The sequence below is a fragment of the Streptomyces sp. 7R007 genome (assembly GCF_054850255.1).
The window spans coordinates 94,391-110,261 of the sequence record NZ_JBTWMV010000007.1 but is presented as its reverse complement, the minus strand read 5'-3'; the positions used below and the strand labels follow the sequence as shown (position 1 = coordinate 110,261).

The following is a 15,871-nucleotide window of genomic DNA, read 5'->3' as shown; positions in this document are numbered from 1 at the left end:
TGCTCGCGAAGAGGGCGTCCGGAGCGTCATCACCGATGACGCTTCGACGTGAACGACGATAACACACGATGCGAGCACCGACAACGTCAAGATGTGAGCATCGATAACATCGGTGAACCGGAGCGAACCCGTCGGCGCCCCGCCAGTCTTCCGTTCGGCACTTGCGGACCACCATCGAGCGGACCGCACACCGCACATGCGGCCCACCCGCACCACGGCGTGGGGATGGCCCGACAGGAGTGGAGACATATGACTCTGCTGTCACTCAGCACTGAGTCACCCCGCCTCACCAGATACGGCTTAGTATGCGTACATGAGTGAACTGCGAGCGGTCCTCGGTGAAGACCAGGCCATCGTCCGTGAAGGCATCGCCACGATCCTGCGCAACGCGGGCATCGACGTGGTCGCGGCCGTGGACAACGCGATGGATCTGGTGCGGGTCACCAAGGAGCAGCGTCCGGATGTCGTGATCACCGACATCCAGATGCCGCCCAACCTCGCCGCGGACGGACTGCAGGCCGCTCAGGAGATCCGGGCCGCGCAGCCGGAGACCGCCGTCATCGTCCTCTCCCAGTTCCTCGACGCCTCCTACGCGCTGGACCTGGTCGGCGACGATCCGAGCGGCGTCGGCTACCTGCTCAAGGAGAAGGTGGCCAGCCCGCAGATCCTGACCGACGCGGTGCAGCGGGTGGTCGCCGGCGGCTCGGCCCTCGACCCGGACGTGATCTCCACCCTCGTCGGGCGCAAACGCAAGGAGGACCCGCTGGCCGCCCTGACGCCGAAGGAGCGCGAGGTTCTGGCGCTGATGGCCGAGGGCCACTCCAACACCGGCATCGCACGTTCCCTGGTGGTCACCGTGCCCGCGGTGGAGCGCCACGTCACGGGAATCTTCATGAAACTCGGCCTCAACCAGGCCACGTCCCACCAGCACCGCCGGGTGCTGGCCGTGCTGCGGTACCTCAAGCAGTGACCGGACCGGACGCGGCCCGCTTCACTTGCTCAGGCGAGTCAACGCGTCCCACTCCACGAAGGCCGCTTCCCGGCCCTCGGAGACGAGACGGTAGGTCCCGAGGAGCCACTCGGTGAGGGGCGCGGACGCCATCTCGAACAAGGCGGTGTGCGGAGCCCGGCCCACCTCGAACCAGACCGACCACCCGTCGGCCTCGTCGCCCTCGGGCCACACGGCGACGTCGCCCTCACCGGCGCGTCCGGTCAGACCGTCCGCGAGCAGTTCCCTCGAGAAGACCCACCGCACCGGGTGCTCGCCCTCCGAGTCGAGGATCAGCGTGACGGCGTAAGGGTCCCGCACGTCGTAGGACAGCTCGCAGCAGATCGTCAGCGGGAGCCGTCTGGCGACCCAGTACGTGGCGGTGGTCGCGAGGTGCACCTTCTTCATGCCCGCCACCGCCCGTACGAGAGAGAGACAAGATCCATCACGGCGACCATCATGACGAGCCGGTGCACCCGTTCTCATGCGTCATCTGACGGTGATGGGACACTCTGCGCGGCGGACCGGCGGCGCGGGCACACCGCGACAGCCATGTGTTAGCTTGCCGGCACATGTTGACTCAATGCTCGGCTCGGTAGTGTCTGGTCATGACGACTCAAAGGGGCGAGTCCACAGTCAGTGTGTTCTCGAAGAACTGTTTCTCCCGTCAGGTACTCATGGACGTGACAGGCAGGTGGGGCATCCTCGTCCTGTCGGCGCTGCATGAACAGGAGAGCCGGTTCAACGTGCTGCGCCGCCGCGTCGAGGGCATCAGCGAGAAGATGCTGTCGCAGACTCTGCTGACTCTGCGCCGGGACGGTCTGGTCGACCGGCGCGTCGAGGCCACGATCCCGCCGAGGGTCACCTACAGCTTGTCTCCGCTCGGCTTCCTGGTGGCCCGGCGGGCTGTCGACCTCGTCGTCCTGCTCGAAGCGGAGGTCGACCGGTTCGAACGCGCCTGGGAGACCTTCGAGGAGTGAGGACCGCGCCCGCCCCCGTCGAGGAGGAGGCGAGGCGGGCGCGGTGGTTCGGGGTGGCCCGACGGGTCAGCGCTCGCTGTCGAGGGTGGCCATCAGGGGTGCCGCGTACCGCTCGCCGGCGGCGGCGCCGGCCGGGACCGCCGCCTCGATCTCCTTGAGCGTCTGCGCGTCCAGCGTCAGGCCGGCGCCGCCCAGCGACTCGGCCAGGCGCTCGCGCCGGCGGGCGCCGACGAGCGGGACGACGTCCTCGCCCTGGGCGGCGACCCAGGCGATGGCCACCTGGCCGGTGGTGGCGCCCAGACGCTCGGCGACCCGGCCGAGGGCCTCGACCAGACGCAGGTTGGCCTGCAGGTTCTCGCCCTGGAAGCGCGGCGAGTGGGCCCGGAAGTCGCTGCCGTTGAGTTCGCGCGCGGGTGACCAGTGACCGCTGAGCAGACCGCGGGAGAGCACACCGTAGGCCGTCAGACCGATCCCCAGTTCCCGCAGCGTCGGGATGATCGACCGCTCGGGTCCGCGTGAGAGCAGGGAGTATTCGATCTGCAGGTCGCTGATCGGTGCCACGGCGGCGGCCCGGCGGATGGTCTCGGCGCCGGCTTCGGACAGACCGATGTGACGGATGTAGCCGGCCTGGCGCATCTCCTCCAGCGCGCCGACCGTCTCCTCGACCGGGACGGCCGGGTTGAGCCGGGCGGGGCGGTAGATGTCGATGTAGTCGGTCTCCAGTCGCCGCAGCGAGTAGGCCAGGCGGTCCTTCACGGCCTCCGGCGACACGTCGTACGGCACCGGCTGGAAAGCGCCGTCGGGCGTGCGCCGTGAACCGAACTTGACGCTCAGCACCACGTCCTCGCGGCGCCGCTCGCGCAGGGCCCGGGCGATGAGCATCTCGTTGGCACCGGAACCGTAGAAGTCGCCGGTGTCGATCAGGTTGACGCCCGCGTCGATCGCCGCGTGCAGCGTGGCGATGCTCTCCGCGTCGTCGGCGGGCCCGTACAGGTCGGACATTCCCATGGCACCCAGGCCGATGGCGGAGACCTCCGGGCCGGAGGTACCGAGCTTGCGCCGGTTCACAGTCATGACAGCTCTCCTTGCGAGGAAATGTGGCGTTCAAAGGGACGAGGGTGGGAAAGGGGCGCGCGGCCGGCGCGCCGGACCTTGGTTCAGATGCGGTCGAGCAGGCGGGTGACGCCCATGCGGCGGGCCAGGCGCAGCCGCAGTTCCTCGGCGGCGCCGTTGATGATCTCGGCACCGTAGTCGGAGCCGTCCGCGACGGTGCGGCGCGGGCGGCTGCCCGCCGGAAGGCCGACGACGCGCACGACCTCGTCGGCGACGATCTGCGGGTCGGCGCTGACGCCGCCCACCATCATGCGTTCGGTGTCCTCCCCCATGGAGGCCAGGAACGGCGCGATCTTCTCGTACGCCGCCGTACGCTCGGTGTCGGCGGGGAAGGCCGCGTTGGCGAAGTGCGCCGTGCCGTGGGTGAAGACGCCGGGCATCAGGATCGTGGTCTCGATGCCGTAGGCGGTGACCTCCCAGGCGGTGGACTCGGCGAACGCGTCGAAGGCGGCCTTGGCGGCGGTGTAGGGGGCGAGGAAGGGCGGGATAGCGCGGGTGGTGCCCGAGCCGATCCACAGCAGCAGCCCGGACTCCTGGCGCCGCATCACCGGCAGAACGGCCCGGTTGACCCGCAGGGCGCCCACGGCGTTGACGTCGAAGGCGCGGATCACCTCCTGCGGGCTGAACGCCTCGGTCACGCCGACCAGCAGGTGGGCGGCGTTGTGCACGACGACGTCGATGCCTCCGGCCTGCCGCACGACCTCCTCCACGGCCATGGCCGCGGACTCCTCCGACAGCACGTCGAGTTCGACCACCGACAGTTCCCCGGCGGCGCCCTTGGCCTGGTCCAGCAGAGCCTGCGCCTTCTCGGCGTTGCGCCCCCGCGGGTCCCGCATCGAGGCGAACACCCGGTGGCCGGCCTCGGCGAGCGAGACGGACGACAGGGCTCCCATGCCGGTGCCCGCGCCGGTGACCAGGACCGTGTGCGAGATCTCAGTGGACATGTCTTCCTCCTTGAGGCGGCGAAAGGGCGACCGACCACAGGTCGTCGACATCGCCGATCACCGATTCGATACATCAACGATAACACAGCATCGATCACGGTCAAGCGTTATCATTGCTGGCATGACAGCGACCGACACGACCCCGCAGCCGCGCGAACGCATCCTGCGGGCAGCGGCGGACCTGCTGGCCGAAGGCGGACGGGAGGCGGTCTCCACCCGTTCCGTCAGCGCGGCCGCAGGAGTCCAGGCACAGACCATCTACCGCCAGTTCGGCGACATGCAGGGCCTGCTGGACGAGGTCGCCCGGCGCGGCCTGGAGAGGTACCTCGCCGACAAGCAGGCCAACCTCGCCGCCGGGGACCCCCTGGAACAACTGCGCCGCGGCTGGGACCTGCACGTGGCCTTCGGCCTGGCCAACCCCGCCCTCTACCGGCTCCTCTACACCGACCACCGGCCCGGCGACCGGGCCGCGGCCATGAACGAGGCCTACGACATCCTGCGGCGCCTGGTGACCCGCGCCGCCGAGGCGGGCCGGCTGCGCATGGACATCGAGGCCGCGGCGGCCATGATCCACGCGACCGGCGTCGGCGTGACGATCACCCTGATCGGCGCCCGCCAGGCCGGGCGGCTCGCCGAGTACGAAGGGCTGTCCGAGAGCACGCGCGAGGCCGTGCTGGCCGCGCTGATCACGGAGGCCGACCCCGGCCCGACGGCCGGGGACACCCGTGCCGCCCGCGGCGCGCGGCACGCCGTCGCCCTCAAGGCACTGCTCGACGAGGGGGCGCCGGAACCGGACTTCAGCCCCGGTGAGCACCTGCTGCTCACGGAGTGGCTGACCCGGCTCGCCAACGGTCCGGCACCGGGCGTCTGACCGACCCTCCTCCGCTCGCGGCGGTGTCCGTGCGGCCCGGGACACCGCGTCGCACGGGCACCGCACCGATCCGCCGCCGACGCTCACCGGTCGCTCCCGACGGCCGCGGACGGCACCCCGGCGACTCGGTACGCGTCCGGCTCGCCAGCGTCTCGTGCTCCCGTGCGGGATAGCCAGACATCCGAGGACTCCTCACTGCTGTCCGAGACCTCATTCTGGCGTGCGGGCCACCGGCCCAGCATCACATGTTCACGCGATATCAGCCGGCTTCGGCGGACCGTGCGCCCCGCCGCCGGCCGTCCAGCAGGACGGTCAAGGCCCGCGAACGGCGTCGTCGACGGCGGTGCGCCCGAACGTGTCCAGCCAGGACCGCAGGACTTCGCCATGCCTCGGCACAGCGCGTCGGCGGTGTCGGTCACGTCATCGGCGTGGACCGCCGGGAAACACGCCGCGGCTGCCGTCCGGGGACGGCAGCCGCGGCGCGGGGTGGGTCAGGCGGCCGTGCCGTACACCTTCCGGGCGTGGCGGGCATAGGCCTTGGGGCCGAGGACGGGCATCAGGAGGCGCGGTACGAGCGGTGCCGTCGACAGCATCAGCGCGACCACCTCGTCGTCGGCGAGCGAGGCGAGCATGCCGAACACGATGGGCAGCTTGCTCTTGGGCAGGGCGTTGATCGCGTGGTCCCCCAGCTCGTGCCACTCCGTCGCCGTCACATACTCAGGGACGACCGGCAGGACGGACTCCTCCTCGATCGCGAGGTGCTCGGTGAGCAGGGCGCCCAGGCGTTCCACGGTGACGGCGAACCGCTCCCCGTACTCCGCGGTCGGCTCGGCGCGCCAGACCGCGAGGCGCTCGGCCGACTCGTCGAGCAGTGCCGCGATCTCCCCGTGCTGGCTCTCCAGCTTCTGCACCGTGGCGCCGAGGCGGTCACTCGCGCGGTGCAGCAGCTTCGGCCACAGCAGTTCGTCCTCGCCCTTGTGGTGCAGGTGAAGAAACTCCTCGACGAGGTGCGCGTGGTCGGCGACGACGGCGGCCCGCCGGGTGTCGCCCGGTGCCACGGACCTGATCAGGGCGGGCAGGCGCGCGTAGCTCTGCCGGAAGGCTTCGTGGACGACGAGCATGTCACGGACGTCGGCGCGATCGGTCGATATGTGGGGCATGACGCTACTTTCCGGGAAGGCGAAGCAGAGGACACTCGACGACGCGCGCCGGACACCCCGTGGGGCGGCGCACTGCATGTCGCGGGAAGTGTACTTGCACTAAGTCAATCCCTTGACTGTACATGTGTCGAGAGTGATAGAGATTGAAGCACATGACAGTCAGTCACTGTGAAAGACTTACCTCGGGCGTCCTCAGCCGTCGGCGGACGACGGAGCGGCGGCCGTCTTCCCCTGCTTCCGGTCCCCTTCCAGACTCGTGTAGAACACCGAGTGCCCCTGCTTGAGGCGCTGCGCGCTGCCGCGGGCGACCAGTCCCTCGAGCGTGGTGCGCACGACGGTGGTCTTGATGACACGGTCGGGATGCCGCTCGCTCAGGGCGGTGGCCACCTCGGCGGCGGAGCAGGGCTCGGACTGCTCGGCGAGGTAGGACCGGATCAGCGCGACCAGGGTGGGCGCCTGCTGCTTGCGCCGCGCGGCACCCGTTCCGGCGGTGGGCAGGTCGTAGCCCTGCGCAGGGGACGGCATCGGGCTCTGCTGCAGGGGGATGCCACTCTCCAGGGCCTGCTGCATGGTGGCGAGCACCGTGTGGTCGTGCTGCAACGTCAGCAGACGGGCCTGCAGCGCCTCGATCTCGCGGCGGACCTGGTCCTGCTCCTGCACATTGCGCTCAAGGTCTTTCGTCAACTGAGAGCTGTAGTGCGTCAGCAGTTCGGTGGTGGCCGGGCTGGCATCGGGCATGCTGCGGACCCTCCTTGGTTCGGCTCTTCGACGAAGGTTCACTGTCGATGTGTGTCGCGGATACTGAGAGGGCGTGTCTCAGGCGCTGCCACAGATTCTACGCCGGGGCCCCATTGCCTGGCTGATACGGTCCCATGTACCTGCGTCCATTCGTGTCACCTTCGGATGAAGACGAACCGAGTACCTGTCACGGAAAAGTCAGTTCGCTGACTGGCTGCGCACCGGGTCACTGAATGAGCTGGGTCAGCTCGTCCCAGTCCACATCCGTCATCTCCCGGCCTCGCGGCACCAGCGCATAGGAGCGGGCGAGCCACTGGGCGACGGGCCGGGCGGGCGCCTCGAAGAGTGCCGTATGGCCCGTGGTGGCATTCCGCACCTCGATCCACAGGGAACGCCCGCCTTCGTCGTCATGGGGCCAGACCTCCACCTCGCCCTGACCCGCCCGGGCCGTGAGCCCCTCGGTCAGCAACTCGCGGGCGAACACCCAGGGCACGGGAAACTCTCCCTCGGGGTCGAAGACCAGGGTGACCGCCAGCGGGTCGCCGGTGTCGAACGCGAACTCGCAGGTGATCGGTGCGGGCAGGCGGCGGGCGATCCAATGGGTGATCTGGACCGTCAGGGTGCACTTCGTCATTCGAAACCTCCCGGAATCCGGTGCTGACAGCTGCGCTCAGTGTCGTGACGGCGGCGTCGCACCGGCTGTAGTGCGGCCCGCAGACCTGCCCCGGGACAGCCCGTCGTCCGGCCTCGGGAAGACCCCACAACCGCAGCTGACCACCTGCGGCAACCCCATGACGCCGACCGCCCCGCCGAGCCGACGGCCGGCGCGTCACGTGGGGTTGACCCGACGTCGGCCCTGGGGAGCGCCCGGCCCACATCTCAGGCGGTCTCGACAGCCGAGCCGACGGTCCATTGCCCACCATGGCTGACGACGTGGGGAACGCCGGCGACCGGCATCTCGCGCTACCGCCGCCCCCGTCGGTCGCAGTCAACGCGAAACCCCGGAGGTTGCCTTGAGCCAGGCGATTGACACCCTTTGGACGACGTCGGGCCCTGTCGACGAGGCGGCCTCGCTCCCCGTGCGCGGGCGCAGAGCGGAGCAGGAACGACTCACACAGTGGGTACGCCGCCACGTCCACCGCAACGGCGGCGGCATCCTGTGGATCGAGGGCCCGGCCGGATCGGGGAAGTCCCGCATGCTGGCCTACGCGGGCAGCGAGGCGGCCCTGGCCGGGGCACAAGTGCTCACCGGCACCGCGGGGACGACGTCGTCGCCACCGTTGTGGGACGCCCTCGGCGCCGAGGCGGAGGACCTCGCCCGAGGCGGACGCCCCCGCGGGGACCGGCCGGGCACGTCCCACCGGCCGCCGCGCGACCTCGCCAACCGGCTGCGTGCCCTCGCCCGCCACCGGCCCGTGGCCGTCCTCGTCGACGACGTACACGCCGGCGACGACCTGACCCTGCACGCACTGCGCACGCTCACCCGGCAGCTCGCCGGCTGCCCCCTGCTGTGGGTGCTCGCCTCGCGCACACACCCGCACGCGCCGACCGCGCGGGCCCTGCGCCGGGATCTGTTCACCCGACAGGCGACCCAGCTGGTGCTCGCCCCACTCACGTACGACGCGGTGCGGCAGATGGCACAGGATCTGCTGGGAGCACACGCCGCCGCCGCGACGCCCTACCTGCCCTACCTCGACGGAATGCCCGGCACCGTGCGGCAGTTGTGTGCCCACCTGCAGGACGTCGCCCCCGCGGGACCGGCCGAGACGCGGTCGGTGCTCGCCTGGCTGGCCACCCGCCGTCTCGACCAGCTCTCCGAAGCCGCGCGGGAGTTGGTGCTGATCGCCTCGGTGCTGGGTGACACACTCGCCGTCCGGCATCTGGCCCAGGTGCTCGACCGGCCCGAACCCGCGCTGCTGGCCCCCTTGCGCGAGGCACTGTCGGCACGGCTGCTGCATGCGGGAGACGACCGTCTGTCCTTCCCGCACCCGCCGATGCGCGAGGCGATCGCCGCCACCCTCCCGAAACCCCTGCGGCTCTCCGTCCGCAGGCGCTCGATCGAGGTCAGGGCGCGGGCGGGCGTGCCGGCGGCGACGCTCGCCGCCGAGCTGGCCGACCTCGCCGAGCCCGGGGACGCGGAGGCGGTACGGATCCTGTGTGCCGCCGCACACGACCTCGCCACCGTGGCGGTGGGCACCGCCGCCCGGTACCTCAAGCGCGCCGTGGAGCTCACCGAGCACGACTGCCCGGAGCGCCGGCGCCTGACGGCGGCGGCGGTTCCCCTGCTGTGGCAGGCCGGCGAGGTCGCCGACGCCCGCGACCTGGCCCGCGACCTCCTCCAGGCACCACTCGATCCCGTCTCCCACGCCCACGCCTGCCTGGAACTGGCCCGGATGGGCAGCCAGTTCCGGCTCGACCAGCCGACGGCCCACATCCGGCGCGTCCAGCGCCGGCGCGAGGTCCCGGTGACGGTACGGGACGAGCTGCTGACGGCCACCCTGCTGGGCCGGCTGCTGGCGGGCGAGACCGACGAGGCCGACGCGAAGGCGGACGCGCCGGCACGGCCCGGTGCGCATCCGGTCGGCGAGCTGACGCGCCGGATCCGGCTGTCGATGGGCGCCGCACACCGCCAGGACTGGGCGAGCGCACTCGCCCACGGCGAAGCCGCGGCGACGGGCGTCGCGCACCTCGATCCGCGCCTCACCGCCCGCCTTCCCGAGGTGGCCGTCGCAACGAGCTGGTTCGCGTCACTCCTGGACCTGTCCGGGGACGGCCGGGGCGCGCTGGACCTGCTCGACGAGGCGGTCGAGCAGGCGGACCGGCACGGCCGGCGCGCCTTCGTGCCGTTGTGGCGCACGGCCCGCGCCCGCCTGCTGCTGAGCGCCGGCCGGCTGACCGACGCCACGCGGGATCTGGCGGCCGCCGAGGACGCGGCCACAGCCACGGGTCTGTCGTTCACCGGGGAACCGGCGGCCTTGTGCACCAGGGCGCACCTGGCCTTCCACACCGGTGACGAGGCGGGGCTGGCCGCCTGCGCGGCACGCGCCGACGAGCTGCTGTCGACCGGCGGTCCCCAGGAGCGCCGGGCCGGGGCGTGGCTCACCCTCATCGCCGCCGCGTACCACGGCCGTCGCCTGACCGAGGTTCAACTCATGGCCGCCGCAGCACACTTGGAGCACGGCCGCCTGCATGACTGCGGTACCGATCCCGCGGACGCGGTCGTCCTCGTCCGTGCGGCGCTCAGCGCCGGTCGACGTGAGACCGCCGTGTCCGTCACCGAGTTCGCCGAGCGCCGGGCACGGCACAACGCGCCGTTCCCCCTCTTCGAGGCGGCCGCCAGGCATGCGCGGGGTCTTCTGGACGGTGACCGCGGCAGGCTCATGCAGGCGGCCGACGAGTACGGCAGCTCCCGGCCGCTGCCCCAGGCACAGGCCTGGGAGGACGCCGGCACCCTGCTGACCCGGACCGACCCGTGCGCGGCCCGGACCTTGTTCAAGCGGGCGCTGCGGGCGTACGAGGCCTGCGGCGCCGAGCGCGACGCCCAGCGTGCGCGCGGCCGGCTGCGCGGGCTCGGGGTCAAGACCGTCGCGGGCACCGGGGCGCCCGAGGCGGGGTGGCGCGGGCTGACGCCCTCGGAGCTGGGTGTCGTACGCCTCATCGCGCACGGGGCGACGAACCGGCAGGCGGCCGAGCGGCTGTTCGTGTCCCCGCACACCGTGAACACCCACGTGCGCCACGCCTTCGAGAAACTCGGCGTCCACTCCCGGGTCCAACTGGCCCGCCTGTATCTGACGGAGGTGGACCAGCCCGCCGACGTCTCCTTCTGACCCGCGTGCCGTGACCCCCACGGCGGCTGTCGGGCTGTCCCCACGGAAGGGGTGTGGGCAGTGCCCGGCGGACTGTGGAGCGGTCTCGACAGATCAGCGCCCCCGCCCTCAGCAGACTGAGGACCACGGTTTCGACGAGAAAGCGAGAACGCCATGTCGCACCACCTCGACTCCCCCATCGCCCGCCAGGACCCGCGCCTGGACATCACGGACCTGTACGTCTTCCGGGGTGAGCAGGGCACCGTGTTCGTCACGGACCACAGCCACTCCCTCGCCGGCGAGGACATTCCCCGAGGTCTGCACCCGGAGGGCAAGTACGAGTTCAAGATCGACGCCAACGGCGACGCGGTCGAGGACGTCACCTACCGCTTCACCTTCGCCGAGGCCGACGCCGACGGCGTCCAGAGCTACGAGGTGCGCCGGCTGGCCGGGCCCGAGGCAGCGGACGACTTCGCCGAGGGCACGGTCCTCGGACGGGGCCGCACCGGCGAGCCGCTGGAACTGCCCGGGGGCAGCCGCGCCTGGGTCGGCAAGGCAGGCGACCCGTTCTGGATCGAACCGGACGTCCTGCACGCCGTGGGCCACGCCTTCCAGGACGGCACCACAGTCGACCTGACCGCCTGGGACCCGCAGCAGGCGTCGAACCTGTTCGCGGGCCACACCGTCTACTCCATCGTCCTGGAGGTCGCCGACGAGGAACTGCTGCCCGTCGCGGGTGAGGACCGCAGGATCGACGTGTGGGCCGTCGCCTTCCTGGCCACGGACGCCGGCGGCTGGCGCCCGATCAACCGGGCCGGACTGCCGATGATCCACCCGCTGTTCACCCAGTTCGACGAGTCCCTCGGCGACCGGCTCAACGCGAACACGCCGGCCGACGACATCGAGCTGTACGGCAAGGCGCTCACCGAGTCGGTGGCCGGTGTGGTCCGCGCCTACGGCACCGCCGAGGACCCCGAGGCGTACGCGAAGACGGTGGTGGAGCGGATCCTGCCCAACGTCCTGCCGTACGAGGTCGGCACTCCGGCCTGCTACGGCTTCGCGCGGTGGAACGGCCGCTCCCTCACGGACAACGCGCCGGACGTCATGTTCTCCTTCGCGAGCAACACACCGGTGGCCCTCGGCATCGGCAAGGAGTCCGTCACCGCCAAGCCCTCGAAGACCTTCCCGTACGTGCCCCCGGCGGCCTGATGCGGCAGGACGGGACGAGCCGTGCGGGCCTGTGCGCCAGGCCCTGCACGGCTCTTCTCACGCGATCCGGCCCGGACTCGGGGTCAGGGGGCGTCGACGAGGTCGTACGCCGGCACCGTCACGGTGCGGGCGCCGGCGGTGCCGCCGAGGATCACCTTGCGCAGGGAGACATTGTTGGCGGTGCTCGTCTCCTTCAGCCTGTGGTCCGGGTTGGCGATGACCTGGATGTAGTACGTGCCGTTGGGCAGGTCGGTGACGTCGAAGGACTGGCCGGGGCGGATCTGGCTGTAGGTGTCGCCGTTGCCGACGTCCAGCACCTCGCGCACGGACACCGAGTTCTCCTCACCGCAGGCGGTGGCCAGGTCGGTGTTGTAGGGGTGCCAGTTGGCGTTCTTCACGGTGTAGTCGATGGCGTCCGTGTTGGCCAGGCAGAACGCCTCCTTGCCGCTGCGGACGATCTCCTTCTTGTCGGCGCCGAGCAGCCGGTAGCTGGCGAAGTCGTGGAAGTGCCAGTGCTGGTGGCCCTCCCGCGGGTCCCACTCCATGGTGCCGGTGGGCGTGTACCCGACCTGCTTGCCCTGGGCGTCGTAGAAGTACTGGTAGGCGTCCATGGTGTCGGCGCCGGGGCTGCGGAAGCCGTCCACGACCAGGGGTGAGGGGCCGCCGTTCCACACGGTGGCGCCGAAGGCCAGGTACTCCTTGCCGGTGGCCGCCCCCTCGCCGCCCTCGGAGCCGTCGGTGAGGGAGATGCCGTAGGCCGGCAACGCCCGCAGGTCGGGCTTGGGCAGTCCGGCCGCGTCGGTGCGTCCGCCGGTCGGGCGGTGCCGGTTGGGCTTCAGCACGTGCGTGGCGGCCGACGTGGAGGGCGTGCCGCGCGTGCTGCCGTCGGCGGCGGGCGTGCGCCGGGCCAGGCCCTGCCCGCCGTCGTCGCCCTGCCGGACGGTCACCTTGATCGTCTGCGGCTCGTCGGCCATGCCGAACACGTCGCGGTACTTCTTGGCCACGTGCACCGTGGCCGTGTACTCGCCGGCCGCCAGGTCCACCGGTGCGCTGTTCCAGCCCTGGCTGACGCCGGCCGCCCAGCCCTTCTCGGTGCCCCACACCCCGCCGAGGGTGAAGGGGTTGTCCGAGCAGCCGTCGGGGTAGCGGGAGGTCGCCGGGGCGTCGGGGCGGATGCGTCCGGCCCGGTTGTTCGGGCAGAACGTCTGCGTGGTGTTCAGCACCTGCTTGCCGGCGGCGTCGGTGACGGTCACGTCGAGGAATCCGGGCAGGCCCGAAAAGTCCTTGACCAGGCCGGCCGGCAGGGTCCGGGTGTGGGTGGTACGGCCGCTGCGGGTGATCTGCTGCGCGACGACCGGGTCCTTGTAGGACTTGCGGGTCACCCGCAACTCCAGGGCCGCCTTGTCGACGCTGATGTAGGTGCCCAGGTCCAGGTAGACGCCGGGCTCCCCCGTCCACCGTTCGAGGGTCACGGACTTGGACGCGGCGATCAGCTTGAGCTTGGGGGCGACGGGGGTCGCCGCTCCGGCGGAGGGAGCGACCCCGGCCGCGGTGGCGGCCGTGATGAGCGTGGCGGCGGTGACGATCGCCGGGCGGCCTAACCTGCTTCTGCGGTACTTCGTCATCGGTTCCTCGTTCGCGAGTGCCTGACGGCAGCGGGCGGATGGTGCGGCACGCGGAAAACTGTGTGCCATCTGTGAACAGTGATCTGAAGGCCGGTTGGTTGCCTCGCCGCCCCGATCAATGGCCCGCCGCCCCGCTCCGCCCGTCGGACCGGGCGGTGAATGCGCTGGTTGGGTTCCGGTCGGGCAGGGCACTCGGCCGTGGCTGATGACCCAGTCGGTCCGCGAGACGCAGGAGGCAGGAGTGGCCGTTCGCCATCGTCTGATCAAGGCCGGCCCGGAGGACGTCTGGGCACTCCTGGCAGACGGCACCAGGTACGCCGACTGGGTGGTGGGAACGTCCGACTCCCGCCCGGTCCGCGGCCGGTGGCCGCAGCAGAACGCGGCGATCCGCTATCAGGTCCGGCTGGGGCCGGCGCAGCTGACGAACGAGACGATCGTCCGTTTCTGCGACGAGGGCACCCGGCTGGAGCTGGAGGCCCATGCCGGCATCCTGGGCACGGCGCGGATCGCGATCGAGCTGCGGCCCTGGGGCGAGCACTGCCTGGTGATCGTCGACGAGCACCCCCTCCAGGGAGCCGGGGGCCGCTGGCACAACGGGGCCTTCGAGGTGCTGATCCACCTGCGCCATCGCGCCATGCTCGGCCGCCTGGCCCGGCTGTGCGAGGGCCAGGCGGCCGACAGGCGCCGCGCGCACGACGCGACGCCGGCGGCCGCGCCGGCGGCCGGGACGGACGGCGCGCCATGACCGACGCCGTGGTGATCGGTGCCGGCCCCAACGGTCTGGTGGCCGCCAACCTGCTGGCCGACGCCGGGTGGAGTGTGCTGGTGCTGGAGGAACAGCCCGAACCGGGCGGCGCCGTACGGCACGACCGGGGCGTGGACCCCGCCTTCGTCAACGACCTCTTCAGCTCCTTCTACCCGCTGGCGGCCGCCTCCCCGATCCTCGCCGGGCTCCGGCTGCAGGACCACGGGCTGCGCTGGAGCCACGCGCCCAGCGTGCTGGCCCACCCGCTCACCGACGGCACCTGTGCCGTACTGGACCGCGACGTCGACACCACCGCCGCCTCCCTCGACGCCTTCGCCCCCGGCGACGGCGACGCCTGGCGCCGGCTGCACGAGGTGTGGGAACGTCTGCGCCCGGACCTGACGAACGCGCTGTTCACGCCCTTCCCGCCGGTCGCGGCGACCGCGCGGCTGGCCGTGCGGCTGCGGGCGGCGGGTGGGCTGCGCATGGCACGCACCCTGGCGCTGCCGGTCCGGCGCCTGGGCGAGGAGGAGTTCGCCGGCCAGGGCGGCAGGCTGCTGCTGGCCGGGAACGCGCTGCACGCCGACCTCGCCCCGGAATCGGCCGGCAGCGGAGGGTTCGGGTGGCTGATGAGCATGCTGGGCCAGACCCACGGTTTTCCCGTGCCGGTCGGCGGCTCCGGCGCCCTGACCCGGGCACTGGTACGGCGCCTGGAGAGCCGCGGCGGCCTGCTGCGCTGCGGACAGCGCGTGGAGGCCGTCACCGTCCGCGACCGGCGGGCCGTGGGCGTGCGCACCGCGGACGGTGTGCCGCACCCGGCCCGCCGGGCGGTCCTGGCAGACGTGTCGGTGCCGGCCCTGTACGGCGAACTCCTCGACCCCGAGCACCTGCCCGCCCAGCTCCTCGCCGACCTGCGGCGTTTCCAGTGGGACTTCGCGACCTTCAAGGTCGACTGGGCCCTCGACGGCCCGGTGCCCTGGCAGGCCGAACCGGCGAGCCGGGCCGGCACCGTGCACCTGGCCGACGGCGTCGACGAGCTGACCCGCTTCGCCGCCCAGATCGCCATGCGCCAGGTCCCCGACCGGCCCTTCCTGCTGTTCGGGCAGATGACCACGGCCGACGCCTCCCGCTCCCCCCGCGGCACCGAGTCCGCCTGGGCCTACACCCACGTGCCGCAGGACATCGGGACCGACGCGGGCGACGAGGGCATCACCGGGAAGTGGACGAGCGACGACCAGAACCGCATGGCCGACCGGGTCGAACACCAGGTGGAACGCTTCGCCCCGGGGTTCCGCTCGCTGATCCGGGCCCGCCGCGTCCTGGCACCGCCGACCCTCCAGGCCCTCGACACCAACCTGCTCAACGGCGCCATCAACGGCGGCACCACCGCCGTCCACCAGCAGCTCTTCTTCCGGCCCGTGCCGGGCACCGGACGGCCCGAGACCCCCGTCGCCGGCCTGTTCCTCGCCTCCGCCGGAGCCCACCCCGGCGGCGGGGTCCACGGTGCCCCCGGCGCCAACGCCGCGCGCGCCGCGCTGCGCCGCCACCGGCCACCGGGCCTGGCCCGCGCCCAGCGCCTGCTGACCCACCGCGACCGCACCGGAAGGAAACGGTGACCGCACGGCGCCGACGCGTCCGTGCCCGCACCGCCGCCCCACCGCGGGCCCCCGCGGCCCGCCCGGCACCACACTG

General features: G+C 71.9%; 14 protein-coding genes. 7 read left to right on the top strand and 7 right to left on the bottom strand.

From position 1 onward, the window contains the following. Positions 1 to 313 precede the first annotated feature (313 nt). Positions 314 to 970, top strand: coding sequence for a response regulator transcription factor (locus ACYF6T_RS11850; protein ID WP_461695772.1), 657 nt, complete (start codon positions 314 to 316; stop codon positions 968 to 970). Positions 971 to 991: 21 nt separating this feature from the next. On the opposite strand, the gene ACYF6T_RS11845 is transcribed toward ACYF6T_RS11850, so the two are convergent. Further along, entirely contained in the window at positions 992 to 1,396 is a 405-nt protein-coding gene (locus ACYF6T_RS11845; protein WP_461695771.1) for an SsgA family sporulation/cell division regulator, read from the bottom strand. Positions 1,397 to 1,671: 275 nt separating this feature from the next. On the opposite strand from ACYF6T_RS11845, the gene ACYF6T_RS11840 reads away from it, so the two are divergent. Further along, positions 1,672 to 1,968, top strand: coding sequence for a winged helix-turn-helix transcriptional regulator (locus ACYF6T_RS11840; protein ID WP_461695770.1), 297 nt, complete (start codon positions 1,672 to 1,674; stop codon positions 1,966 to 1,968). A gap of 66 nt (positions 1,969 to 2,034) precedes the next feature. Here ACYF6T_RS11840 and ACYF6T_RS11835 read toward each other — a convergent pair whose 3' ends face one another. Both ACYF6T_RS11835 and ACYF6T_RS11830 read right to left on the bottom strand, forming a co-directional pair. Beyond that, entirely contained in the window at positions 2,035 to 3,042 is a 1,008-nt protein-coding gene (locus ACYF6T_RS11835) for an aldo/keto reductase (protein WP_461695769.1), read from the bottom strand. A gap of 83 nt (positions 3,043 to 3,125) precedes the next feature. Then, positions 3,126 to 4,025, bottom strand: a complete 900-nt coding sequence (locus ACYF6T_RS11830) for an SDR family NAD(P)-dependent oxidoreductase (protein ID WP_461695768.1) — start codon at positions 4,023 to 4,025, stop codon at positions 3,126 to 3,128. Positions 4,026 to 4,146: 121 nt separating this feature from the next. Here ACYF6T_RS11830 and ACYF6T_RS11825 point away from each other — a divergent pair, with 121 nt between their 5' ends. Then, a complete protein-coding gene (locus ACYF6T_RS11825; RefSeq protein ID WP_461695767.1) occupies positions 4,147 to 4,896 on the top strand; it encodes a TetR/AcrR family transcriptional regulator in 750 nt (249 codons plus the stop codon). Between the two features lie 491 nt (positions 4,897 to 5,387). On the opposite strand, the gene ACYF6T_RS11820 is transcribed toward ACYF6T_RS11825, so the two are convergent. From ACYF6T_RS11820 to ACYF6T_RS11810, 3 genes are all read right to left on the bottom strand, one after another. Continuing rightward, a complete protein-coding gene (locus ACYF6T_RS11820; protein WP_461695766.1) occupies positions 5,388 to 6,056 on the bottom strand; it encodes a hemerythrin domain-containing protein in 669 nt (222 codons plus the stop codon). Positions 6,057 to 6,248: 192 nt separating this feature from the next. After that, positions 6,249 to 6,794, bottom strand: a complete 546-nt coding sequence (locus ACYF6T_RS11815; RefSeq protein ID WP_461695764.1) for a hypothetical protein — start codon at positions 6,792 to 6,794, stop codon at positions 6,249 to 6,251. A gap of 226 nt (positions 6,795 to 7,020) precedes the next feature. Next, positions 7,021 to 7,428 (bottom strand): SsgA family sporulation/cell division regulator, encoded by a 408-nt coding sequence (locus tag ACYF6T_RS11810; RefSeq protein ID WP_461695763.1) that lies wholly within the window; start codon positions 7,426 to 7,428, stop codon positions 7,021 to 7,023. A gap of 379 nt (positions 7,429 to 7,807) precedes the next feature. On the opposite strand from ACYF6T_RS11810, the gene ACYF6T_RS11805 reads away from it, so the two are divergent. Both ACYF6T_RS11805 and ACYF6T_RS11800 read left to right on the top strand, forming a co-directional pair. Continuing rightward, positions 7,808 to 10,621 (top strand): LuxR C-terminal-related transcriptional regulator, encoded by a 2,814-nt coding sequence (locus tag ACYF6T_RS11805; RefSeq protein ID WP_461695762.1) that lies wholly within the window; start codon positions 7,808 to 7,810, stop codon positions 10,619 to 10,621. A gap of 153 nt (positions 10,622 to 10,774) precedes the next feature. After that, positions 10,775 to 11,809, top strand: coding sequence for a DUF4331 family protein (locus ACYF6T_RS11800; RefSeq protein ID WP_461695761.1), 1,035 nt, complete (start codon positions 10,775 to 10,777; stop codon positions 11,807 to 11,809). Between the two features lie 83 nt (positions 11,810 to 11,892). On the opposite strand, the gene ACYF6T_RS11795 is transcribed toward ACYF6T_RS11800, so the two are convergent. Continuing rightward, positions 11,893 to 13,434 carry a lysyl oxidase family protein gene (locus tag ACYF6T_RS11795; RefSeq protein ID WP_461695759.1) on the bottom strand — a complete coding sequence of 514 codons (1,542 nt, stop codon included), beginning with the start codon at positions 13,432 to 13,434 and terminating at the stop codon, positions 11,893 to 11,895. 241 nt (positions 13,435 to 13,675) lie between these two features. Between ACYF6T_RS11795 and ACYF6T_RS11790 the strand changes: the two genes are divergently transcribed. Beyond that, on the top strand, positions 13,676 to 14,179 hold the full coding sequence (locus tag ACYF6T_RS11790) for an SRPBCC family protein (protein ID WP_461695757.1): 504 nt from the start codon (positions 13,676 to 13,678) through the stop codon (positions 14,177 to 14,179). Beyond that, positions 14,176 to 15,795, top strand: coding sequence for a phytoene desaturase family protein (locus ACYF6T_RS11785; RefSeq protein WP_461695755.1), 1,620 nt, complete (start codon positions 14,176 to 14,178; stop codon positions 15,793 to 15,795). Before ACYF6T_RS11790 ends, ACYF6T_RS11785 begins: the two co-directional genes overlap by 4 nt. Positions 15,796 to 15,871 lie beyond the last annotated feature (76 nt).

What these genes read in the sequence shown, in the direction of transcription:
- ACYF6T_RS11850 (WP_461695772.1), top strand. Translation starts at nt 314, where the DNA reads ATGAGTGAACTGCGAGCGGTCCTCGGTGAAGACCAGGCCATCGTCCGT.
- ACYF6T_RS11845 (WP_461695771.1), bottom strand. Translation starts at nt 1,396, where the DNA reads ATGAAGAAGGTGCACCTCGCGACCACCGCCACGTACTGGGTCGCCAGA.
- ACYF6T_RS11835 (WP_461695769.1), bottom strand. Translation starts at nt 3,042, where the DNA reads ATGACTGTGAACCGGCGCAAGCTCGGTACCTCCGGCCCGGAGGTCTCC.
- ACYF6T_RS11830 (WP_461695768.1), bottom strand. Translation starts at nt 4,025, where the DNA reads ATGTCCACTGAGATCTCGCACACGGTCCTGGTCACCGGCGCGGGCACC.
- ACYF6T_RS11825 (WP_461695767.1), top strand. Translation starts at nt 4,147, where the DNA reads ATGACAGCGACCGACACGACCCCGCAGCCGCGCGAACGCATCCTGCGG.
- ACYF6T_RS11820 (WP_461695766.1), bottom strand. Translation starts at nt 6,056, where the DNA reads ATGCCCCACATATCGACCGATCGCGCCGACGTCCGTGACATGCTCGTC.
- ACYF6T_RS11815 (WP_461695764.1), bottom strand. Translation starts at nt 6,794, where the DNA reads ATGCCCGATGCCAGCCCGGCCACCACCGAACTGCTGACGCACTACAGC.
- ACYF6T_RS11810 (WP_461695763.1), bottom strand. Translation starts at nt 7,428, where the DNA reads ATGACGAAGTGCACCCTGACGGTCCAGATCACCCATTGGATCGCCCGC.
- ACYF6T_RS11800 (WP_461695761.1), top strand. Translation starts at nt 10,775, where the DNA reads ATGTCGCACCACCTCGACTCCCCCATCGCCCGCCAGGACCCGCGCCTG.
- ACYF6T_RS11795 (WP_461695759.1), bottom strand. Translation starts at nt 13,434, where the DNA reads ATGACGAAGTACCGCAGAAGCAGGTTAGGCCGCCCGGCGATCGTCACC.
- ACYF6T_RS11785 (WP_461695755.1), top strand. Translation starts at nt 14,176, where the DNA reads ATGACCGACGCCGTGGTGATCGGTGCCGGCCCCAACGGTCTGGTGGCC.